Consider the following 23,256-nt stretch of genomic DNA (forward strand, 5'->3'; position numbering starts at 1 on the left):
TGGGATTTTCAATATGGTAACAAATACAAAGGGGCCAGTAAAAACGATATAAAAGACTTGAATGAAATGATAACCCATTATTCAAAGCATAAGGCTAAGAAAATGTTCAATACCAATTGGGCAGTCGAATATCCTTTCAATCTCTCTGGTGAGGTATATGAGAACAAATACAATATCTGCAAAGCCGTCGTTGCTAAAAAGGGGGAAAGAGATATGTTCCTGTATTTTATGCTGACAGAAAAAGGTGCCAAGAATTTTGAAAAGTATCTGAAAGAATTATCAGGAGCATTCAAGTTCAAATAAAATCAAGTTATCATATAGGTGTATAAAAAACTATGACACAGGTTGTTATTATTTAAGCAATTTCTTTTACAAAAGCTATGTTTCAACTTAAATTCAAAACGAGATGAGAAAGCTATTTTTTATATTATTTGCGATAAATGTATTTATTGTAAACTGTTTTGCACAAACCAGACTGGAGTCAGCTGCAAAAATATTGGATATGGAAGTAAATTTGCCATTTTCCTATTCGGCTTCTCAAAATAAGGAGGGGATTTATGTTACTCCGGTATCGGAAGAGTCACCTTATCCGACTATTAAACAAGATTACAGAAATGAACCATCTCATGGGCCTACTGCTTTTAAAGTCTTTTTTGAAGTGGTTGCTAGCATTCTACGCCATCAGGATACCGAATGTGTGATTTTTATTTATATGGGAGATCTCCAAATAAGTACAAAGACTCTAATGTCTAAAAGAGCTGATTTGTTTTCGTATGAAAGCTTAACTTTCAACAGAATAAAACGGGATTTTCAATACGGCAATAAATACAAAGGAGCCAGTAAAAACGATATAAAAGACTTGAATCAAATGATAACCCATTATTCAAAGCATAAGGCTAAGAAAATGTTCAATGCCGATTGGGCGGTCGAATATCCCTTCAATCTATCTGGTGAGGTATACGAGAACAAATACAATATCTGCAAAGCCGTTGTTGCTAAAAAAGGGGAAAGGGATATATTCCTGTATTTTATGCTGACAGAAAAAGGTTCCAAGAATTTTGACAAGTATCTGAAAGAATTATCAGGAGCATTCAGATTTAAATAGTTCAACTTATCTAATTCAGAGACTATTACGACTTCTGCCTATGAGTCCTTATATTTTTCAGGCCTTTTATCGCAGAATAATATTTGAAATATGAATTAAACAAATAAAATAATTAGAAATATGAGAAAGTTATTTTTTACATTGCTACTAATCAATGCATTCATAAACTGTTTTTCCCAAACTGAGTTACAACATGCCGCTGAAGTATCCAAAATAACCGTGCAGATACCACCGTCTTTCTATCCCCCACATAACGAGGAACCAATTTATGTCACTCCGGTGAGAGAAGAATGCCCGGAACCAACCGAGAAACAACTTAATGGAGATGAAGAAGTTTTTGCATCGACAGCTTTTAAAGTTTTTTTCGGCAAAGTTACCGGTATCATACGTTCGCAGGATTGTGATTGCGTGGTTTTTATTTACATCGATAACACAAAAACACCCTTTGACAGAATAAAAAGAGACTTCAGATTCGGTAAAAGAAATGAAGTGGCTAATAAAAATGAAACAGAAGCCTTGAATCAGATGATAACTCATTATTCAAAGCATAAGGCTAAGAAAATGTTCAAAGCCGACTGGGCAGTTGGATATCCTTATAATTTAGCAGGTCAGTCGTATGAGAACAAGTACAAGAGAGCCAAAGCGATTGTTGCCGGAAAAGAAGATAGGAATATATTTTTGTATTTTATGCTGACAGAAAAGGGAGAAAAGAATTTCAACAAGTACCAGAAGGAATTATCAGGGGCTTTCAAGTTCAAATAAGATGGGCTATCCCATTCCCCTAAAAGTCACGATGTTCAAAGAAATTCCTCCCAATGTTTTTCAGATTTTCTGCCTTCCTATTTACTGGCTGATAATTATCGGCCAGCTGGCTCATAACCGTCAGCCAGCTGGTTGATAATTGTCAGCCAATTGGCCGACGGTTATCAACCAGTAAATAGAACGGCAGGTAATTGGAAAGACGTCCTATACTTTTTTCGAAATCATCCGTATGATATATCGTATCAACCATAAGAAAATTATCGCTACATTTGTCCTCACAAAAAATATAATGTAAGGAACTAAATGATAGATCAACCTACCATAGACCGGATATTGGACGCTGCAAACATTGTGGATGTTGTTTCCGAATTCGTAACTCTTCGAAAAAGAGGTGTAAACTATGTAGGATTATGTCCGTTCCATACGGATAAATCACCCTCATTCTATGTCTCGCCGGCTAAAAACATTTGTAAATGCTTTGCTTGCGGTGAAGGTGGAACTGCCGTGCATTTCATTATGAAGCACGAACAGTTGACGTATTTTGATGCTTTGCGCTTCCTGGCTAAAAAATACAATATCGAAATACAGGAACGGGAACTGTCGGACAGGGAAAAACAAATCCGCAGCGACCGAGAAAGCATGCTGATTGTGAACAGCTGGGCACAAAAATATTTCACGACTCAGCTTTATGAGCATGTGGAAGGAAAAACCGTCGGTTTACGCTATTTTGCCGAACGCGGTTTTCGCGAAGACACAATCCGTAAATTCCAACTGGGATATAGCTTGGACAACCGGGACGCATTATACAAAGCTGCAATCAAGAACGGTTACAAAAAGGAATTTCTGGAAAAAACAGGCTTGATTATTGCTTACGAAAACGGGAATGTAAACGACCGTTTCCGTGGACGCGTTATTTTCCCTGTGCATACCTTGAGTGGAAAAGTAGTGGCTTTCGGTGGACGTGTACTAAAGAAGGATGAAAAAACGGCGAAATACGTCAATTCCCCGGAAAGCGAAATCTATCATAAAAGTAATGAGCTATACGGCATCTTCTTTGCCAAACAAGCAATAGTAAAAGCAGACCGTTGTTTTCTGGTGGAAGGTTATACGGATGTCATTTCCATGCACCAAGCCGGAGTGGAGAATGTGGTGGCTTCGTCCGGAACGGCACTTACACAGGGACAAATCCGGCTTATCCATCGTTTCACCAGTAATATTACGGTTTTGTATGATGGGGATGCGGCGGGTATAAAAGCGGCTTTGCGCGGTATCGACCTGCTATTGGAAGACGGGATGAATGTCAAAGTTGTGCTGCTACCGGACGGGGAAGACCCGGATTCGTTCGCACGCAAGCATAATTCCAGCCAATTCGCCGAATTTATCAAACAAAACGAAACGGATTTTATTCGCTTCAAGACCCGTTTGCTGTTGGATGATGCCGGAAACGACCCGATTAAACGCTCCGCTCTCATCTCCGATATTATCCGGACGGTAGCCATTATCCCGGACAACATTGCCCGCTCGCTCTATATCCGCGAGTGTAGTGCCATGATGGAGATAGACGAAAAGTTGCTGCTCAACGAAATCAATAAAATCCGCTTGAATAAGGAGCAAAAGCAGACTGCCGCCCCTCCCCCTTCAGCCGGAGCGGTCAATATACCGGAATATCCGGATATTCCCGGCTATCAGTCGTATCCGGAAGAGACTTATGCCTCCGAAGAGAGTTTTATGCCGTCCGACGATAGCATACCGCCTCCCCCTCCGGAAGAATATCCGCAGGAAGAAACCGGCCCAATACCGGTTCCTCCTCCTATCTCCATGGAGACGAAGCCCAAACGTTCGCCTTATGAGGCATACGAAGTGGCTTTATTGCGCTATATCGTCAGATATGGCGAAAGAAAATTATTCGAATATACCGACGAGGAAACAAATGAAGAGATAACTATTCTGGTTGCGGAATATATCCGCTCCGAACTGGAACGGGACGAGTTGACATTTTATACGCCTCTTTTCAGAAGCATGATGGAAGAAGCTTCCGAACGTTGTCATGAAAAAGGTTTCATAGCCAATCGTTATTTTCTGGCTCATCCGGACCCGAATGTCAGTCGTCTGGCTGCCAACCTGATAAGTGAAAAATATCAACTGAGCAAATACCATTCGAAATACAGAGAACTGGAACAGGAAGAAAACAAACTGGACCAACTCGTCATACGTGAATTGTATGCCTTCAAGGATGCCTATATATTACATAAAATCAAAGAGATACAAGGCAAGCTGAAAGAATTGCAGACAAACGGAGACATGGAACAAACAATCGAATTGATGAAAAAGCTGACGCGCCTGAACGAAATAAAAAATGCACTTAGCAAAGAGTTAGGAGAACGTATCATATTAAAAATGTAATAAATCAAACGCTTATGAATTTCTTGGAAACGGAAGATGTGGTCAAGCAATACGCCAACCACCTTGCACTCGACAAGGTCAGCATCCAGGTACCCGAAGGTCAGATATTCGGACTATTAGGACCGAACGGTGCCGGCAAAACCACTTTAATACGTATTATCAATCGTATTACCGCTCCCGATAGCGGACGGGTTCTTTTCAACGGACGGGAGTCGCAACCAGACGATATCTATCAGATTGGTTACCTGCCGGAAGAACGTGGGTTATACAAAAAAATGAAAGTCGGCGAACAGGCTATCTATCTGGCTCAGCTGAAAGGTTTATCTTACCAGGAAGCCCGCAAACGACTGACCAGCTGGTTCGAAAAGTTCGACATCATGCCTTGGTGGAACAAAAAGCTGGAAGAGTTGTCGAAAGGTATGCAACAGAAAATTCAGTTTATTACGACAATCATCCACGAGCCCAAACTGCTTATCTTCGACGAACCGTTCAGTGGTTTCGACCCGGTAAATGCCGAAATGCTGAAAAAAGAGATACTCGAACTGAAAAATGCAGGCCATACGATTATCTTCTCGACCCATAATATGGCATCGGTCGAAGAAATCTGCGATAATATCGCTTTGATAAACCGCTCGCACGTGGTACTATCCGGAAATGTGACGGAAGTAAGAAGTCGCTTCAAGACCAATAACTTCACGTTGAAATTCCAGACGGAAGGCAGCTCGATACAAGAAGTTCCCGGAATGTTCTCCATTCTGGACAATCAGGAACAGAGCGGCATAAGCGAAATGCGTATCCACAAGGAAACAGAAATAAGGAACTCTACTTTGTTGACCACCTTGGCCGGACAGGCAGAAATCATCTCCTTCACGGAAGAAATTCCATCGATGAACGATATATTTATTAACACCGTTTCCGGTACAAATACTACACAAGCATGAATAAGATAGGACTTATTATAAAAAGAGAATACCTGCGCCGTGTCAGCAAAAAGTCGTTTCTCCTACTCACATTCCTGACCCCTTTTATCTTTGCCGCCCTGGTATTCGTGCCGCTTTGGTTGTCCACCATCAAGGGCGATGATGCCAAGCAAGTGGCCATTATCGATGCTACAGGCAAATATGCTCCGTTATTCAAAAATACGGAAGAATATAACTTCATTACAGAAAAAGGGAGCAGCATCGAAGAATACCGTAAAAATCCGGATAAGGAGATTTTTGCTTTCCTGAATATCACGGAAGATTTGTTGCAAAATCCGTCTGCCGCCACTCTCTACTCGGAGAAACAAATTCCTTTAGGATTGAAAAACGTGATAGACGAAACGTTATCCAATTATCTGAAAGATGAAAAACTGGAGACATACAACATAGAGAACCTGAAGCAAATCATTGCCGACAGTAAGATTAATTTCAACATCAAGACAGTTAAATGGGACCAAGACGGAGGCGAGAAAAACACTTCCGCCGAAGTTGCATCCATATTGGGCATGGTTCTTACACTAATCATTTATATGTTTATCATCATGTACGGAAGTATGGTGATGCAGGGCGTGATGGAAGAAAAAACAAATCGTATCATTGAAGTCATGATATCATCCGTCAAACCATTCGACTTGATGATGGGAAAAATTATCGGTATCGGCTTTGTCGGGTTGACCCAAGTATTTTTGTGGGCAATACTGACATCGGTCTTAGTTGCCGGCAGCCTTTTCTTCTTTAACGGAAGTGCCTCTCCCGAAGACGTGATGAATGCCCAAATGGCAGCTCAGGGAATGGGTGACATAGCCGCCAATACTCCCAATATGAATATCCAGATACAAGAAGTCATTAATTCGATAAACTTCGGAATGATAGGCAGTTGCTTCATTTTGTACTTCATTGGCGGTTACTTATTGTATGCAGCCCTATTTGCAGCCATCGGAAGTGCACTGGAACAGCAGGAAGACGCTTCCCAGTTTATGACTCCAATCATGTTGCTAATGGTATTCAGTCTATACGCAGGTATTTACAGCATGAATAATCCTGACGGCCCGCTGGCATTCTGGTGTTCGATGATTCCCTTCACCTCGCCGATTGTCATGATGGTACGCCTGCCATTCGACATTCCGGTATGGGAAATCTTATTATCATTTGCATTACTGTTCGCTTCCGCCATCCTGATAGTCTGGTTCTCCGGCAAAATCTACCGTGTCGGTATATTAATGTATGGCAAAAAGCCGGACATCAAAGAAATGATGAAATGGCTAAAATATAAATAAAACATATCAATCGATATAAATCAGTCGATTAGATAAATAAAAACGGCTGATACTATTTGCATAAAAGCAATCGGTATCAGCCGTTTTCATAGAAAGCAAAGCTTTTATTTCTTCAACCACATATCCAACCATTCAAAGAACGTCCTCTGCCAAAGCACTCCATTCTGAGGTTTCAGAACCCAATGGTTTTCATCCGGATAAATCAACAATTCCGCAGGAACTCCCCGGAGTACAGCCGCGTTGAAGGCTGCCATTCCTTGATTTGCCAGGATTCGATAATCTTTTTCTCCATGAATACAAAGAATGGGCGTATCCCATTTATCCACAAACAGATGCGGGGAATTTGCAAATGTACGCTGAGCCGTTGCATTCTGTTTTTCCCAGTAAGCACCTCCCATATCCCAGTTGGCAAACCACATTTCTTCCGTTTCCAGATATTGCATTTCCATATTGAAAATACCATCGTGAGCGATAAACACTTTGAACCGTTTGTCATGATGTCCGGCCAGCCAGTAAACAGAGAAGCCTCCGAAACTTGCACCTACACAACCCAAACGCTCCTCATCCACATACGGTTCTTTCGCCATTTCATCGATAGCCGTAAAATAATCCTTCATACACTGGCCACCATAATCTCCGCTAATCTGTTCGTTCCATTCCATGCCGAAGCCCGGCAAACCACGGCGGTTCGGAGCCACAATAATATAATCGTTCGCAGCCATTATTTGCATATTCCAGCGATATGACCAGAACTGACTGACAGGACTTTGAGGCCCACCTTCACAGAATAACAGAGTCGGATACTTTTTGTTCGGGTCAAAATGAGGAGGATAAATTATCCAAGTCAACATCTGCTTGCCATCGGTCGTTGTCATCCATCGTCCTTCCACTTTTCCCACAGCCAGTTGCTCGTATATCTGTTTGTTTTCGAATGTCAACTGGGTGACCTTATTATTATCAGCCAAATCAATCGCATAGATTTCATCTCCCATGCTCAAAGAATGCCGCTGCGCAATCAACTTATTTTCACCCAACAGGGAAACACCGGCATAATCGTACATTCCGGAGGTAAGCGGGGTTATTTTATTCCCGGCAGCCAGGTCGATGCCATACACTTGTGTCTCGCCATGCCATACACCGGTAAAGTACAGTTTTTTAGCATCCGCACTCCAGACGAAAGCATCCACATTCGAATCGAAATCTTTACTTACAAATGTCTTTTCGCCCGTTTCCAGGTTCATTACCATCAAACGGTTCTGGTCGGCTTCGTAGCCGTCGCGTTCCATACTCAGCCAGGCTATACTTTTACCATCGGGAGAATATTGGGGATTGGTATCATATCCCTTGTTTTCTTCGCTGATATTAGTTGTCTGTTTCGTATTCAAATCATAAACATAAATATCTGAATTTGTAGAGATAGCATACTCTTTTCCTGTTTTCTTACGACTGGTATAAGCCACCTTATCCGAAGTCGTATTCCACGCTAATTGTTCGATACCGCCAAAAGGCTTCATCGGACTTTCAAAAGGTTCCCCCTCCATAATATCGACCGGATTACTGATATTCGTACCATCAAAATCAGCAATAAAAGGATGTGGAGCCGTTGTCACCCATTCATCCCAGTGTTTATACATCAAATCGGTAATAATGATACCGGTCGCCTTATCTAAATCCGGATATTTATCAGCAGTGCTCTTCACCGTTTTCACCTGCGAGATAAAGAGAACCTTCTTTTCATCCGGTGAGAAAGCAAAACCTTCGATATCGCCATCATAATCGGATAATTTTTTACGATGGCTTCCGTCCGGGTCCATTTCCCAAAGCTGGCTTTTACCGCTTTCGTTACAAAGGAAAGCAATCTTCTTTCCCCCTTTAATCCAAACGGCTTCATTTTCAGAATATTTAGTCTTTGTAATCTGCTTGTTATCCGTGCCGTCGGCGTTCATTACATAGACTTCGCGGTTGCTTTTGTTTTCCGGCACACTGTAGTATGCAACCGTATATACCACTTTCTTACCATCCGGCGAGACATTCATACCACCGATACGTCCCATTGCCCACAAAGCCTCCGGCGTCATACGGCCATCCGGGATTTTAATATCCGAACGTCCGATGATATCGTCAGCACCGGTTACATTCACATTTAGGCTCACATCAGTCTTCATATCACAAGCACCTAATAATACGGATGTTGCCATAACCATAGTTCCGATAAATTTATTCATGTAGTTTATAATATATTGTGTTTTGGGGACGAAATTACTAAATATAATTTATATCTTTGCACAAGTAATTTAAGAACTGAACAGTATGAATAAGATTTGGTTATTTGGAGCCGCTATATGTATGGTATTAGCAATGGGCTCATGTAAACCTAAACAGAGTGCGTATAAAGCAGCTTACGAACAAGCTAAAGAAAAAGAAACTACGGCCCCTGTCGAGGTAGTTGAAGAAACAGAAGTTGTTGAAGAAGCAGCTCCGGTATCGAAACCGAGAACTTCCAACGTTAACACACGTTCGGAAAAAATCAATGCGGCACAAGGAGAAGATGCCAGCAGACTGAAACGTTACAGTGTTGTTATCGGAAGTTTCAAGAACAAAACAAATGCTTACTCCCTGAAAGAACGTATGCAAAACGACGGTTACAATGCCGTGTTAGGTGAAAACGAACAAGGCATGCTTCGTGTTATCGTTGCCAGCTTCAATGACAAAGCCGATGCTGCCGACAGTCGCGATGCCATCAAAGCAAAATATGCTCCTAACTTCCAGGATGCCTGGATTTTGGAACGCAAATATTAAGATTATCATATACAGTAATATAAAAAAGGCTTCCCGGTATAGATACAGGAAGTCTTTTTTGTATCTGCTCATTGCATTTATCCTCTCGAACCCAAGCTATCCGCATCCGGGTTTATTTCTTTAACAGCCGATTCTACTTCTTTATCGGTTATCGGAAGAGTTACCGAAACCTGTTGTACGGGATACTTTTCTCTTTCCTTATCCAAGACTTTCGATTCTGCACTTTCCGGGATTTTAGTAAGTTCTTTGTCCATATTCTTTCATTATTTATGTTTTTACAATTATTCAACAGGAGATTCAAGCAGATAGTTCACGCAGCTTGCCCTTTTATTACCCCAAACAAAAATGGCCCGGAAACTATTCCGGACCATTCCATCAACCAAAACAAAAAAACCTAAAACATTTACTTTTTCTTTTTGCCTTAAAAATTGTGGTTCCTATTAATATAATTCTAAAATTCTTATTCATAAACCGGCCATGCACCTTCTTTTGTACAAACATAAGCGGCAATCTTTACTGCATACTTATGAGCTTCCTTCAAAGAAGCACCTTTCAATAACGAGGTAATCAGTGCGCCCGTAAATGCGTCTCCGGCCCCTACCGTATCCGCCACATCCACTACAGGAGTGTCAAGTGTCGAAGTCTCTTCCTTCGTATATATCGTACTGTATGAAGGACCGGCTGTAAGTACGACCATCCGGAGATTATATTTTTCGAGGAACCATTCGGCAGCTTCCTTATCCGTTCCGTTCAGATTGAACAAACCTCTGATAGTTGCCAGTTCCATGTCATTAATCTTCAACACATTTGCCAGATACAAAGACTCTTCAATCAATTCTTTTGTATAATATGACTGACGCAAGTTTATATCGAAACACCGATAAGCTTCTTCAGGAGCAAAAGACAAAATGGCCTGTATCGTTTCCCGTGACTGTACGGAACGTTGTCCTAAAGTACCAAAGCAAATCGCGTCAGCCTGTTCGGCTAAATCAATCGCATTGGATGTAGGCGAAAGATGGTCCCATGCCACTCGTTCGTTAATGGTATAGACAGGTACGCCTCCTTCCTGCAAATCCACCTGTACGGTTCCGGTCGGATAAGGGACCTTCTCTACCAGATACCGAATTGAATTAGCATCCAACTCTTTCAGGATTTCACGTCCTAAATCATCATCTCCCACAGCACTGATGGCATATCCCTCTGCTCCTAATCGTGATGCATGATATACAAAATTTATAGGAGCACCACCTGCCTTTTTCCCTGTGGGAAGCATATCCCATAAGAGTTCACCGATACCGACTACAATCGGCTTTTTCTTGTTGTTTTGCATTTGTTCCATTATAGTTATACTGACAAGGATAAACTTCCGTTTGTTGACAGTGCAAATGTATAAGCCGATTCGGAACAATACGATAACTAATGTTACAGAAATGACAACTATCGTTACATAACCTGTTTATTTTCATTTGATACAGACAAATGTTACATCCATGTAACGAGAGTGATAGAGAAGAGAAGTAGTCCCCTACTTTTGTTCCAAGTACTCGGTCGGAGTAATATTATATACGGACTTGAAACATTTTGAGAAATAAGAAGGAGAAGTAAACCCTGTAGCATACGCTACTTCATTCACATTATGAGTTTTCGTCCGAAGTAATGCTGCAGCTTTCTTTAAACGGTAATTACGCAGAAAGTCCGTAGGAGTAACGCCTGACAGTTCTTTTACTTTCCGATAAAGGTGTACGCGTGATAACCCTAATTTCTCACTTCCTCTTTCAATGCTAAATTCAGGGTCCGCATACGATTCCTCAATCAGTTTTATGAATCTGCGCATAAACAGGTCATCCATACTTTCCACTTTTTCCTCTTTCGGAGCAAAAGCTTCAGGAGACCGGAATTCGAGTGCAAAAGCTTCCCGCTGACGAGCCCTGTCTTCAAGAATTTTGATGATGCGAAGTTTTACTATCTCAATGTTGAATGGTTTCTGGATATATTCGTCTGCTCCGCCGGCAATACCATAGATATGTTGGCTATCGTCCGAAAGGGCCGTAAGCAAAATTACAGGAATATGGCTCAGCACTATATCCGACTTAATTTTCCGGCACAAATCGAATCCGTTCATTTCCGGCATCATCACATCACTTACAACCAGCGAGATTTCCTCCTTCTCAAGAATATTCAAAGCTTGTAGTCCATTTACAGCGGACAAAACGCGGAAATTCCGTTGTAATTCTTCCTGCAAATAAGTTCGTATGTCGGAGTCGTCTTCTACTATTAAAACTGTATAAGCATAAGTTTTCTGAAGTATTTCCTCCACATCGGAAGTATCCGGATTGCTCACCCCGCCGGATAATTCCGTGACAGTCGGGTCGAATGTGCAGGAGGGGTCAAAATGAGACTTACCTTTTAACAACTCAACCGTGAAAACAGTACGAATACCGGGCGTACTGTTTACCCGAATATGACCTTTATGCATCAGAACAAATTCACGGGTTAAATGCAAACCGATACCTGTTCCGGTCACATAATTCTGATCGCCGGTGAAAAAGCGGTCAAAGACCGAAGCTATATTTTCCGGGGGAATACCCTTTCCGTTATCTTCAACGGATAATAAAATATGTTCCCCTCTATCCTGCAAAGAAATAATAATCGTTCCTCCATCCAATGTAAATTTGAAAGCATTAGACAGAAGATTGGCCAATATCTTTTCCATCTTATCCAAGTCGACCCAAAGAAGAAGAGAAGGCTGGTCGTGTTCGAAAACAAAATGTATTTGTTTATCTACCGCCATATTGTCAAAACAAGATTTCACCTCGGCAACAAAAGCAACCATATCAATAGGCGAAACCCGCATATTCATCTTATTACTTTCCACTTTACGGAAGTCCAATAGCTGGTCTACTACTCGTTTCAGCCTGTCTGCATTCTTTTTAATAATGCGTATATCATCCGAAAAAGAAGTATTCGCAGGAGCTTCTTTCGACAGTTTACGTAAAGGCCCCAATATCAGCGTGAGCGGTGTTTTTATTTCATGAGTGATATTGGTAAAAAACTGTAACTTCTGTGTCGTAGCTTTCTCTATATAACGGTTGGCTTCCGCCAGTTTTTCTTTTTGTTGTTCGACTTGCCAGTTCGTACGTTTCAATTCATGATTTTTACGACGTATTTTTCGGTTCACATGTATCACATAAAGAGCGGAAAGCATTAAAAGCCCCATCAATAAAAGGATAATCCCTACAGAGCTCTGAAGGAACTTATATTCGGATAAAAGCTTTTCAAGCGTCTCCCGCTGTGTCTCTATCCGGTTCTGATAGTCTACCACCTGTTCGGTCTGTACAAATAGAGTACCGGCATTATTTTTATCAATAAGGGCAGACGACAAAACATAGTTTTTTGCAACTGTTTGTCCGTTCAATATTTGCATCGCTACTTTCACGGCTAATCCCCCTCCGGTAGGATACAAAAAAGAAGCCGTCAGTTTGCCCTGTACGACGGCCTCCAAACCAGAACCATGTCCGGGTAAAGCATCTATTCCGATAAATTTTATTCTATCGACCAATTCCGGTGCATAGGCCCCTATAGCTTCCCGTGCGGCAAGTGCCATCACATCGTTATGTGCAAACAGGACATCCACCTCATTTAAAGAATCCAGCTTCATAACTTCCGATGCCACAAGATGTCCCTGCCAATTTCCTTCAATTTCCTTCACCTGGACATGAGAGGACAGGGCATCCTGAAAGCCCCGATGACGTTCCTGGGCAGAAGAAGAACCGGAAAGTCCCCAGATTTCAACAACCGTAGAATGTTTTTTCTTCACCAGGCTATTCACAAAATTACCGGCGGAACGACCTATTCCATAGTTGTCGCCGCCGATATAAGTAGTATATTCATCCGAATTGATTTTTCTATCTATCAGAATAGTCGGAATGCCGACACGAAAAGCTTCGATAGCGACCGGTGTGACAGGCTCTCTCTCATTCGGTGAGATTATCAGAACATCGACTTTTTGTTTTATCAGTTTACGGATTTGTTCTACCTGTAATTGACTACTATCTGCCGCATTTTCAACGAGAAGTGTAAGGTTCGGATATTCAGCGGCCTGAGCTTTCATATCTAGTAACATAGTTTTACGCCAAGCACCTTCCATCGTACATTGGGAGATACCAATAACAAATTTCTTTTCTTTGTGTCCGGATTTACACGAAATACACAATATCAGAAGTATTAAAAAAGCACTTTTATAAAAAGTTCTGCATGGCTTCATATGTTATTTGCTTACAGATTTCTGCAAATGTACGGATAAACAAGGGACTGTCCAATAATTATTTTGTATATTCGCAACACATAAAATCAAATGTTCACATGAAAACGATTAATAAACAGCTACTTGATGCGACGACCGAACGTGCTAAACAATCTCCCCGTCTGCGAATGAATTATAATTTCCATGAACAACTGGATGATCCCATCAACCGTTTGCTGAATGCGATGGAGCCCGGCACTTACCTGCGCCCACACCGTCATTCAAATCCGGACAAGGAGGAAATATTCTTGCTTTTGCGAGGAAAAGTGGCTGTTTTCATTTTTGATAATGATGGAAATATCACAGAGAAATTGATACTTAACCCGAAAGAAGGCACTTACGGAGCCGAAATAAAAGCGGGAACATGGCACGGATTATTGGTTTTAGAGTCCGGTTCTGTGATTTACGAGATAAAACAAGGTCCTTTTGCCCCCCTTACACCGGACAACTTAGCCCCTTGGAGTCCGGTAGCGGAAGATACAGAAAGCGTCGGTTCATATATGATATGGTTGGAGGAGCAAGTCAACAGTCTTAGCGAGCAGGGTCAGTAAGCTTAACGACCTTGGTCAGCAATCTTAACGACCCTGGTAGGCAACCTTGTCAAGCCGGCAGCAAAGGAGAATAAGTAATTTCGAAAGAAATAATTTATGCTGTGAAAGACAGTAGATTCCTGCTACATTCAGGATAAAATAAAGGAGGAATTTTTATCGGGAAAACGGGCTGAATGATATGAAGGATACATCCAGCCCCATCATTCAGCGTAACCATCACATTAACAGGTATTTATTTTCAAAACGAAGGTTGAAGGATGAAATTTGCGCAAAACGCATGGGAGTGTATTATCTCTCTGCAAATACCTGCATCAAGCAATGTTTACAATCAAAATGCAAACGCAGACGAGTATCTTTGTAAAGAAGATAAAAGGGTTCTTGATAAGGAGATTTGTCTTTTTGATAAGTAGGACACCAGCCCATACTATAGCGCAGGCAGTGTTTCGTAAACATCAAAGGGACTTCTTTTTCGGGAGATAATTCGAAGGCCGGTGCAATCTGTCCTACTCCATGAGCAACATAGAAAGCTTTCGCTTTCCGGTTTGCAACATTTCCTAAATAAGTGAGTTGTTTCTCCGGAAAAGGAGTCTCTTTTAATGGGCGTACCGGCTTTATACATTCACGCTGATAACGGATACGACGGGCGGCCAGCAGTTTATCGACCGCCTGACGGCGCATTTCTGCCAATAAAGAAGAGGGGACAAACCAATTCGATGACATTCGGACTTTTACTTCCTTCGCCTCAAAAGGTGTATTTCCAAGTTTGGAAAGCTGCGTCCGGATATTCTCTTGCTGGTCACGACGGGCCAATTCTCTTTCGAATGGTTGTGTAAGCATAACGCGTGCATTACTCTCGTCTTCCAAGGAAAGGGTAAAGCCAAACGGATTATCCGAAAATTCCATGCAGACAGTCAGTTTCCGTTCTGCCGACGGACGGGATAAAACTTTCTCGAATGCCTGATCATAATTGCGGTAAACAGGCATCTTAGGATGAATATCCGGCATTTCCAATGGAAATACCCGATTGGCCTCTACCCGATTAACACGAAAGCCTTCCAGTTCGCCACGAGCATTAAAAAAGACTAAGCCATCTCCATTATTCAATTGTTTCAATCCGGCAATGGTAAATGAGTTTCCTCTTATTTCCTTGACTGTCCCAACCGGTTCGCCTAATGATTTCGGAGTGTTGAAAGCAGTTATATCAACTGTACGCTTTTCCAGAAAGAAGGATGTAAAACCACGGTTAAAGCTTTTCTCGACTACCGGTTCAAAAGTATAAGTACTTTTTCCGTCCGAAGCGCGAAGATATTCGGGACGACGGGACAAAATGGCATCCAGTTTTTTCCGGTAGAAAGCTGTCACATTCTTAACGTATGTTACATCTTTCAATCTTCCTTCTATCTTAAAGGAAGAAACTCCTGCATCCATCAAAGCTTCCAGTTGTTCGGAACGATTCATATCTTTCAAGGAAAGCAGATGTTTGCCGGATACGATTTCCGTACCGTTGGCATCGACCATTGTATAAGGCAAACGGCAATACTGCGCACACTCTCCACGATTGGCACTACGCCCGCTCAAGGCTGCACTTAAATAGCATTGCCCGCTATAGCTGACACAAAGGGCTCCATGCACAAAGACTTCGAGTGGAACGGTTGTTTGTTCGGAAATACGCCGTATTTCATTCAGGGAAAGTTCGCGTGCCAGAACTACTTGAGTAAAACCGGAGTCTTCCAGAAATTTCACTTTTTCCGGCGTACGGTTATCAGTTTGTGTACTGGCATGAAGTGGAATAGGAGGCAAATCAAGCTGTGTAATCCCCATATCCTGCACAATCAGGGCATCGGTTCCGGCACGATATAAGTTCCAAATCAGTTTTTCAACTTCAGGTAATTCATCATCTTTCAAAATCGTATTAAGAGCGACATATATATGAGCACCGAACAAGTGTGCATAATCGCATAATTGCCGAATATCTTCAAGCGAATTGCCGGCTGCGGCACGTGCTCCGAACTTTGGCGCTCCGATATAAACGGCATCTGCACCATGATTAATGGCTTCTATCCCGCATTCCAAATCTTTGGCAGGAGAAAGAAGTTCTATTTTACGAAAAGATGATTGCATAGACTACAGGCTACCGAGATTTTTAATATCTTCCCTATTGAAAGGAGTTTCCTGATAAACGTAATAGTTCAGCCAATTTGTAAATAATAAGTTGGCATGGCCGCGCCAACGGACAACCGGTCCCAGAGCCGGATTATCATCCCGGTAATAATTGTGGGGAACGGAAATGGGAAGTCCTTTGTTTACATCCCTCACATATTCATCGTTCAATGTATAGGGTGAATACTCGGAATGACCGGTGATAAAAAACTCACGTCCGCCCCGTGACATTGCCATATAAACACCGGACTCTTCACTTTCGGAAAGTAATGTCAGTTCGGGTACTTTTCTCACATCTTCACGACGAATCTCGGTATGCCGGCTGTGGGGCACATAAAACTCGTCATCAAAACCACGGAAAATAGGGACATAGGGTTCCCGCATTGTATGACGGAATACACCGAACATTTTAGCAGGAAGGTCATACTTGGGCACTCCGTAAAAATGATACAGTCCGGCCTGAGCTGCCCAGCATATATATAAAGTAGAAGTCACATGCGTACGAGCCCAATCAAATATCTCGGATATTTCACCCCAATAACTGACTTCTTCGAAAGGCATCTGTTCCACCGGAGCTCCTGTTATTATCATTCCATCGTAAAAGTCGTCCTTCATTTCGTCAAAGTCCTTATAAAACTCCTGCATGTGTTCGATTGGAGTATTTTTAGGAGTATGGCCTTTTATTTTCATGAACTCCAATTCCACCTGCAAAGGGGTATTACTCAGAAGACGGATTAAATCGGTTTCCGTCGTTATCTTCAGCGGCATCAAATTTAACACCACCACACGAAGCGGGCGAATATCCTGTTCGGATGCACGCAGGGAATCCATCACAAAGATGTGTTCCTTCTTCAGCAATTCAACAGCCGGTAAGTTTTTTTGTAGGTTTAAAGGCATCTTTATCTATATTGTTTAAGACAACAAAGATAATTAAAATTAATCATATCCCCCACCCAATGCTTTATACAGATAAACTGCAGCAAGAAGTTCGTCCAGAACGGCATTGTTCAGACTGAGTTGCGCGTCCAGATATCCACGCTGTGCATCCAATACGTCAATATAGTTTGTCACACCGTTGATATATTGCAATTGAGCCAGCTGAACATAGGTATTGGCTGCGTTTTCCAGTTTTTCATAGGAGATACGTACTTCTTTCGCCTTACGGATTGTGACTATTGCATTGTTAACCTCTTTAAAAGCTCCTAATACATTCTTTTGATAAGCATACACTTCCTGTTCATACCTCGCTTGTGCTGCTTTCAGTTTCGCCTTGTTTTTCCCCATCGCAAAAAGAGGTTGAAGCAAATCACCTGCCAAGAACCATGCCGGACTCTTTATGAAATTACTTAATTCATCACTCTCGAATCCCAAGTATCCGGTAAGACTTATTTTCGGGAATAAATCCGTCTGTGCCACTCCTACCCGGGCATTAGCTTCCCGCAACTTTTGTTCGGCCTGGCGCATATCCGGACGACGTTCCAACAAGGAAGAAGGAAGTCCGACAGGTAAGGCATCCGGCAGATGTTGCTCACTAAGAGGTAGTCCACGGGGAATATCACCCGTATATTCTCCTAACAAGAATGAAAGATCACTTTCTTTTATTTTTATCTTGCTTTCTATGGCGGGAAGCAATGTTTCAGTACGAGCCAGCTCTACCTGCGCCTGACTATAAGAAGTTTCGGAAGTTAAACCGCCTTCAAAACGAAGCTTTGCCAAACGTACTCCCTCACGACGCGCCGCCAGGGTATGTTGCACGATTGTCAATTCACGGTCGAGAGCGCAAAGTTGATAATAAGCAGCCGCTACTTCAGCAATGATTGTCATCCGGAGAGCATGGCGCCCTTCAACCGTTTGCATATAAGCCGCAACGGCTGCATCATTCGCCCAACGGAGATTTCCCCATAAATCGAGTTCCCAGGAAAGATTTAGTTTAGCTCCGAATTCCGGATCCGGTTTAGCATTGTGTCCACCGTAATTCAACTCCTCCTTCTGTCCGTAAATACGAGCTCCTATTTCGGGAAATTGCTCGGCAAAAGTAATACGTTTGGCAGCAATCATCTCTTTGATTTTTGCAGCAGCGATTAGCATATCCTTATTATTCTCAAGCGCTGTCGTAATGAGTTGTTGCAAAATAGTGTCGGTATAAAGACTTTTCCAAGGGATTTCATTTACAGATGAAGTATCAGCCCCCTCCACAATCTCCTCGGGAAGATTCAGCTCCGGACGTACATATTTTTTTCCTATTTTACAGGAAAAAAGACCTAAGGAGATTATTAATAAAGTTATATATAGACTTATATATTTATATTTCATGTTTTTCCGATTTTGTTTTACTCTCTTAATGTCCTACGATTTATTTTTCAAACTAATTCTATTCATCCTTAATTTCTTTTTTATCTTATAGACGAAAACAAAAAAGAATGGTACAAGAACAATACCGACAGTAATAACCACCAGCATTCCGAAAAACACACCGGTTCCAAGGCTATGCCGGGAAGCTGAGCCCGGTCCGCTTGCAAGTACCATCGGAAGCATACCCAATACGAATGCAAGTGATGTCATCAAAATAGGACGAAAACGCATCTGAGCAGCATGAATGGCAGCTTGTACCACATCGATACCGGTATCGACTTGTACCTTAGCAAATTCAACTATTAAAATAGCATTCTTTGCAGCCAGGCCAATTAAAGTAACCAAGCCTATCTGGAAATAGATATCATTGTGCAACCCTGTTACCCAAATACCCAAATAAGCACCCAAAGCAGCAACCGGCAATGAAAGCAAAACGGATATCGGCACAATCCAACTTTCATATTGCGCTGCCAGAAATAGAAATACAAACAGAAAAACAAGAGCCAACACAAAACCGGTTTGTCCGCCCGCTCTCTTTTCCTGATAAGACAAGCCGCTCCATTCTATTCCGATATTCTCAGGTAGATGTTGGCGGGTAATCCGTTGCATGGCAGCCATTGCTTCACCAGAACTATAACCGGGTGCAGCGACTGCACTGATTGCTGCAGTAGTAAACATATTAAAACGTTTGATGGTACCCGGACCAGTCGTATAGCTGGTCGTACCTAAAGCTGTCAACGGAATCATCGCTCCATTCTGTGCCCGGACAAAAAAGAGATCCAGATTATCACGAGTTGCACGATAAGGAGCTTCTGCCTGAATATATACTTTATAGATACGATTGAACATATTAAAATCATTCACATAAACAGATCCCAGATAAGCTTTCATCGTCGAAAAAATATCTGTCAACGGAATTCCTAAGAATTTAGCCCTATCCCTGTCCACATTGAAATACAACTGCGGTATTTCAGATTGCAAAGCAGACGATACACCTGTTAGCTCCGGTGCTCTTGAAGCATACAACATGAAAGTATCGGTCGCCGCCACAAGATTTTCCCAACTGGCATCACCACGAGCTTCAAGTTGCATTTCCAAACCACCACTTTCGCCTAAACCAGGAATCACAGGTGGACGATTTAAATAAGCTAATACTTCCGGATAATAATAAAATTCCTTACGAGCTACTTCCATCACGTCAGCCACTCCCATACCTGAAGATTTACGTTCTTCCCACGGTTTCAATATGACAGTTAAAGTAGAGCGACTTTGTGAAGTCCCTACCCGGGTACTGCTACCTGTTACATTCTGTACATAAGCAACAGCAGGTAACTTTTCAAGAAACTCGATTGCCCGGTCTGTTACTTTGCGGGTACGCTCCAATGTTGCGCCCTCCGGCATCACCAACTCTACTGTAAAAAAGCCTTGATCCTCTTCCGGAATAAAGCTGGTAGGGACAATACGATTCAAGACAAAAATAAATACGATAACCATACCAAAGCCAGCCAAGACTCTTTTCTGATTACTGAAAGCCATACGTAATAAGTGAATATATTGCTTATTACCTTTTCCCAACCAGATATTAATTTTACGAAAAACAAAATTTTTCTTTTTCGTTGTAGGACGCAAAAGAATGGCGCACATGGCAGGGCTCAGTGTTAATGCCACAACAGTAGACAATAATACGGATACTACAATCGTAATGGAAAATTGGCGGTACAAAGCTCCTGTTATTCCACTCAAAAAACTTACAGGAACAAATACAGCTGCCAATACCAAAGATGTGGCTATTAATGCCCCGGTCAATTCCCGCATAGCCCTATGAGTAGCCTCGCGAGGAGAAAGATGTTCCTCGTTCATCACACGTTCTACATTCTCCACAACTACAATAGCATCATCCACCACTATACCAATCGCCAGAATAAGACCTAACAATGTCAACATATTCAAAGAGAACCCCATAATCAGCATAAAACCGAAAGTTCCTATCAATGAAATCGGAACAGCGATAGTAGGAATCAAGGCTGCCCGCCAATTTTGCAAGGAAAGAAAAACGACAAGAACGACAAGAAAAAGAGCTTCAAACAAGGTCTTATATACTTCATGAATAGATTGGGATATATATTCTGTCGCATCAAAAGGGAATTTATATTCCAAGCCTTCAGGAAAATTCCGGCTAATTTCTTTCATCGCCTGTTTTACATCGGCTGCAACATCAAGTGCATTTGCACCTGGCAACATATAAATAGACAAAATTGCAGCATTCTTTCCATTCAAACCACTTTCTGTCGAATAGGAAGAAGCTTCGAGAGAAACACGGGCTACATCCCGGATACGAACAATCGAACCGTCAGGATTGGCGCGGACTACGATGTCCTCAAACTCTTTTACTGTCGATAAGCGGCCACGGGCAGTCACCGGCAACGTAATATCTACGTCAAGAACGGGTTGTTTTCCTAATTCTCCGGCAGCAGACTCACTGTTCTGTTCTTTCAAAGCATTCTGTAAATCCTTAACTGTCAGCCCCATATTTGCAAGACGATCCGGATATACCCATATCTGCATTCCATAATAACGGCTACCTACATTAGACACACGACCTACTCCCGGAATACGACGAAGTACGTCAAGCACATTTATAGTGGCAAAATTGCTCAGATAGATTTCATCAAAGCGAGGGTCATCAGAAAGTAAACTTAATGTCATCAACTGACTGGCAGACTGTTTTTCGACAGTAATACCATTTTGTATAACATCTGCAGGTAAACGTGCTTCTGCTAATTTTACCCGGTTTTGTATTTCTACGGCCGAAAGATCCGGATTGGCATTAACATCAAAAGTAACAGTAATCGTTAACCCACCGGAATTAGAACTACTGCTCTGCATATATATCATACCGGGAGTACCATTTAGTTCTTGTTCAATTGGAGTCGCAACTGCCTGAGACACGGTTAAGGCACTAGCTCCCGGATACGAAGCACTAATCTTTACAACAGGTGGTGTAATCTGCGGATACTGGTCTACCGGCAGCATAACCAGTCCTATAATTCCGACAATCACAATCACCAAAGAAAGAACTGTCGAGAAGACCGGACGATCAATAAAAAATCCCGATCTCATTTTTCTGCCTCCTCTCTTAATGCTTCAATTGCTTTCTCATCACCTGCCTGTATGGGTTGTACCAACAAACCAGGAACTAACTTATGATAGCCTTCGACTACAACTTGCTCATTTTCTCCCAAACCGCGCTCTATCACGATGTTATTACCAATCTCCGGCCCTGTTTGTACAAAACGTTTTTCCGCGACATTATCCCGGCGGACAATATAAATAAATGCTCCTCCTTTCTCTATTGAAATAGCTTTACGAGGAACGACTATCGCACGTTCACGAACATCAAGTAGCAATTTGACTTTTGTAAACTGTCCGGGAAGAAGTTTCTGATTAGGATTAGGCAGTTCTGCACGTACTCCGAAAGTTCCAGTCTGCGGATCCACAATTGGGTCAGCAAAATCGACAATTCCTTTAACCGGATATTCTGAATCATCAGCCAGCGTTACGGTTACAGTAGGTTGCCAAGAACGGGTTGTATCTTGTTCCCCGAATTTAATATTACGACGCTCGGCACGTAAATAATCCAATGCTGTCATTTTGAAATCAACCAATACGGTATCGCTTTTTACTACAGCGGCAAGTTTAGAGTTAACACCTGGTCCAACTAATGCACCCACATCTACAAAGCGTTCACTGATATATCCGGATAACGGAGAGGTTACCGTTGTATAACTCAATTCTAATTGCGCCTGATCCAAATCTGCTTTACTCATGGCAATATCAGCTTCAGCATCCCCTAATGAAGCTAAAGCATTATCCAAATCCAACTGACTGGCAGCATGTTGCTCATACAAAGGTTGTAAACGTTCCACATCACGTTTTGCTTTAGCAGCTTGTGCCTCATTCTTTTTCAACTGTGCTTTTGCTTTTTCAACTTTTGCTTTATAAAGAGCAGAGTTAATAATAAACAGAGGTTCATTCTGGGTCACTTCTTTTCCTTCTACAAACAGCATCTTTTCCAAATAACCTTCTACGCGGGCATGCACTTCTACAAACCTTGCAGCCCTGATACGACCTACGTATTCCCCAAATATTTGCACATCTTCTTTTGCCGGCTTTTCTACAATTACAAGTGGACGTTGCGGCTCATCCTTATGACGGCATGCAGTAATCAAAATCAATAAAGCTACAAATAAAGCAGCTTCTTTAAACAATCTTTCACCTATCATTTTCTAATACCTATAAAATAACTTTTTAATTGCCATTTATCTACCTATCTATTATAAAGAATGAAATAATCATACCATTGTTTTAAAGAATGCGTTAAAAAAAATTACATTATTAAATATCAAAGATATAGATAGAATTATCTATGAACAGAAATATCAATGTATGGAAATATTGTAGAATAATTCTACAATATTTCCATGCCAATTCCCCGTAAAGAATGACAAGAAGCCCGAACGATCGACCTGGTCATACCAATGGGCCAAACGTGTAAGGGCAACAT

16 protein-coding genes and 1 pseudogene are annotated in these 23,256 nt (G+C 41.8%); 8 read left to right on the forward strand and 9 right to left on the reverse strand.

All coding sequences use genetic code 11. The features are described from left to right. The 6 genes and pseudogenes from DW103_RS18245 to DW103_RS06695 all read left to right on the forward strand — a co-directional run. A pseudogene (locus DW103_RS18245) lies at window positions 1-303 on the forward strand (hypothetical protein); the annotation flags it as partial. 103 nt (window positions 304-406) lie between these two features. Continuing rightward, entirely contained in the window at window positions 407-1,105 is a 699-nt protein-coding gene (locus tag DW103_RS06675) for a hypothetical protein (RefSeq protein ID WP_122274888.1), read from the forward strand. A gap of 120 nt (window positions 1,106-1,225) precedes the next feature. Continuing rightward, the gene (locus DW103_RS06680) at window positions 1,226-1,867 is read left to right on the forward strand and encodes a hypothetical protein (RefSeq protein WP_122274889.1); all 642 of its coding nucleotides are present in this window, start codon (window positions 1,226-1,228) and stop codon (window positions 1,865-1,867) included. A gap of 303 nt (window positions 1,868-2,170) precedes the next feature. Beyond that, the gene (dnaG, locus tag DW103_RS06685) at window positions 2,171-4,270 is read left to right on the forward strand and encodes a DNA primase (RefSeq protein WP_122274890.1); all 2,100 of its coding nucleotides are present in this window, start codon (window positions 2,171-2,173) and stop codon (window positions 4,268-4,270) included. A gap of 14 nt (window positions 4,271-4,284) precedes the next feature. Continuing rightward, window positions 4,285-5,211: an ABC transporter ATP-binding protein gene (locus DW103_RS06690; RefSeq protein ID WP_122274891.1), complete on the forward strand. Its 927-nt coding sequence runs from the start codon at window positions 4,285-4,287 to the stop codon at window positions 5,209-5,211. After that, complete coding sequence (locus DW103_RS06695; protein WP_122274892.1) at window positions 5,208-6,527, forward strand: ABC transporter permease; 1,320 nt, start codon at window positions 5,208-5,210, stop codon at window positions 6,525-6,527. The genes DW103_RS06690 and DW103_RS06695 overlap by 4 nt, the downstream gene beginning before the upstream one ends. Window positions 6,528-6,631: 104 nt before the next feature. Here DW103_RS06695 and DW103_RS06700 read toward each other — a convergent pair whose 3' ends face one another. After that, entirely contained in the window at window positions 6,632-8,752 is a 2,121-nt protein-coding gene (locus DW103_RS06700) for a S9 family peptidase (RefSeq protein WP_199652984.1), read from the reverse strand. A gap of 85 nt (window positions 8,753-8,837) precedes the next feature. Between DW103_RS06700 and DW103_RS06705 the strand changes: the two genes are divergently transcribed. Then, the gene (locus DW103_RS06705) at window positions 8,838-9,326 is read left to right on the forward strand and encodes an SPOR domain-containing protein (protein WP_122274893.1); all 489 of its coding nucleotides are present in this window, start codon (window positions 8,838-8,840) and stop codon (window positions 9,324-9,326) included. A 77-nt stretch (window positions 9,327-9,403) separates the two neighbouring features. Here DW103_RS06705 and DW103_RS18250 read toward each other — a convergent pair whose 3' ends face one another. The 3 genes from DW103_RS18250 to DW103_RS06715 all read right to left on the reverse strand — a co-directional run bounded on the left by DW103_RS18250 (window position 9,404) and on the right by DW103_RS06715 (window position 13,590). Next, on the reverse strand, window positions 9,404-9,580 hold the full coding sequence (locus DW103_RS18250) for a hypothetical protein (RefSeq protein WP_199652985.1): 177 nt from the start codon (window positions 9,578-9,580) through the stop codon (window positions 9,404-9,406). A gap of 206 nt (window positions 9,581-9,786) precedes the next feature. Then, on the reverse strand, window positions 9,787-10,656 hold the full coding sequence (locus tag DW103_RS06710) for a carbohydrate kinase (RefSeq protein ID WP_370453465.1): 870 nt from the start codon (window positions 10,654-10,656) through the stop codon (window positions 9,787-9,789). A gap of 195 nt (window positions 10,657-10,851) precedes the next feature. Beyond that, the gene (locus DW103_RS06715) at window positions 10,852-13,590 is read right to left on the reverse strand and encodes a substrate-binding domain-containing protein (protein ID WP_122274895.1); all 2,739 of its coding nucleotides are present in this window, start codon (window positions 13,588-13,590) and stop codon (window positions 10,852-10,854) included. A gap of 98 nt (window positions 13,591-13,688) precedes the next feature. On the opposite strand from DW103_RS06715, the gene DW103_RS06720 reads away from it, so the two are divergent. After that, entirely contained in the window at window positions 13,689-14,180 is a 492-nt protein-coding gene (locus DW103_RS06720) for a WbuC family cupin fold metalloprotein (RefSeq protein WP_122274905.1), read from the forward strand. 288 nt (window positions 14,181-14,468) lie between these two features. Here the strand turns inward: DW103_RS06720 and DW103_RS06725 are convergent, their stop codons facing one another. From DW103_RS06725 to DW103_RS06745, 5 genes are read right to left on the reverse strand one after another with little or no spacing between them, the layout of a single operon-like run. Further along, on the reverse strand, window positions 14,469-16,301 hold the full coding sequence (locus DW103_RS06725; RefSeq protein WP_122274896.1) for a U32 family peptidase: 1,833 nt from the start codon (window positions 16,299-16,301) through the stop codon (window positions 14,469-14,471). Between the two features lie 3 nt (window positions 16,302-16,304). Continuing rightward, window positions 16,305-17,237 (reverse strand): homoserine O-succinyltransferase, encoded by a 933-nt coding sequence (gene metA, locus DW103_RS06730; RefSeq protein WP_122274897.1) that lies wholly within the window; start codon window positions 17,235-17,237, stop codon window positions 16,305-16,307. Between the two features lie 39 nt (window positions 17,238-17,276). Beyond that, window positions 17,277-18,653 carry an efflux transporter outer membrane subunit gene (locus tag DW103_RS06735; RefSeq protein WP_122274898.1) on the reverse strand — a complete coding sequence of 459 codons (1,377 nt, stop codon included), beginning with the start codon at window positions 18,651-18,653 and terminating at the stop codon, window positions 17,277-17,279. A 33-nt stretch (window positions 18,654-18,686) separates the two neighbouring features. Next, a complete protein-coding gene (locus tag DW103_RS06740; protein WP_122274899.1) occupies window positions 18,687-21,812 on the reverse strand; it encodes an efflux RND transporter permease subunit in 3,126 nt (1,041 codons plus the stop codon). Beyond that, window positions 21,809-22,975, reverse strand: a complete 1,167-nt coding sequence (locus DW103_RS06745; RefSeq protein WP_122274900.1) for an efflux RND transporter periplasmic adaptor subunit — start codon at window positions 22,973-22,975, stop codon at window positions 21,809-21,811. Before DW103_RS06745 ends, DW103_RS06740 begins: the two co-directional genes overlap by 4 nt. Between the last annotated feature and the right edge of the window lie 281 nt (window positions 22,976-23,256).

It is taken from the genome of Parabacteroides sp. AM08-6, assembly GCF_003473295.1.
GTDB lineage: Bacteria > Bacteroidota > Bacteroidia > Bacteroidales > Tannerellaceae > Parabacteroides.

Bases quoted from the DNA above. Each gene is read 5' to 3' on its own strand.
- DW103_RS06675 (WP_122274888.1), top strand. From the start codon at position 407: ATGAGAAAGCTATTTTTTATATTATTTGCGATAAATGTATTTATTGTA.
- DW103_RS06680 (WP_122274889.1), top strand. From the start codon at position 1,226: ATGAGAAAGTTATTTTTTACATTGCTACTAATCAATGCATTCATAAAC.
- dnaG (WP_122274890.1), top strand. From the start codon at position 2,171: ATGATAGATCAACCTACCATAGACCGGATATTGGACGCTGCAAACATT.
- DW103_RS06690 (WP_122274891.1), top strand. From the start codon at position 4,285: ATGAATTTCTTGGAAACGGAAGATGTGGTCAAGCAATACGCCAACCAC.
- DW103_RS06695 (WP_122274892.1), top strand. From the start codon at position 5,208: ATGAATAAGATAGGACTTATTATAAAAAGAGAATACCTGCGCCGTGTC.
- DW103_RS06700 (WP_199652984.1), bottom strand. From the start codon at position 8,752: ATGAATAAATTTATCGGAACTATGGTTATGGCAACATCCGTATTATTA.
- DW103_RS06705 (WP_122274893.1), top strand. From the start codon at position 8,838: ATGAATAAGATTTGGTTATTTGGAGCCGCTATATGTATGGTATTAGCA.
- DW103_RS18250 (WP_199652985.1), bottom strand. From the start codon at position 9,580: ATGGACAAAGAACTTACTAAAATCCCGGAAAGTGCAGAATCGAAAGTC.
- DW103_RS06710 (WP_370453465.1), bottom strand. From the start codon at position 10,656: ATGCAAAACAACAAGAAAAAGCCGATTGTAGTCGGTATCGGTGAACTC.
- DW103_RS06715 (WP_122274895.1), bottom strand. From the start codon at position 13,590: ATGAAGCCATGCAGAACTTTTTATAAAAGTGCTTTTTTAATACTTCTG.
- DW103_RS06720 (WP_122274905.1), top strand. From the start codon at position 13,689: ATGAAAACGATTAATAAACAGCTACTTGATGCGACGACCGAACGTGCT.
- DW103_RS06725 (WP_122274896.1), bottom strand. From the start codon at position 16,301: ATGCAATCATCTTTTCGTAAAATAGAACTTCTTTCTCCTGCCAAAGAT.
- metA (WP_122274897.1), bottom strand. From the start codon at position 17,237: ATGCCTTTAAACCTACAAAAAAACTTACCGGCTGTTGAATTGCTGAAG.
- DW103_RS06735 (WP_122274898.1), bottom strand. From the start codon at position 18,653: ATGAAATATAAATATATAAGTCTATATATAACTTTATTAATAATCTCC.
- DW103_RS06740 (WP_122274899.1), bottom strand. From the start codon at position 21,812: ATGAGATCGGGATTTTTTATTGATCGTCCGGTCTTCTCGACAGTTCTT.
- DW103_RS06745 (WP_122274900.1), bottom strand. From the start codon at position 22,975: ATGATAGGTGAAAGATTGTTTAAAGAAGCTGCTTTATTTGTAGCTTTA.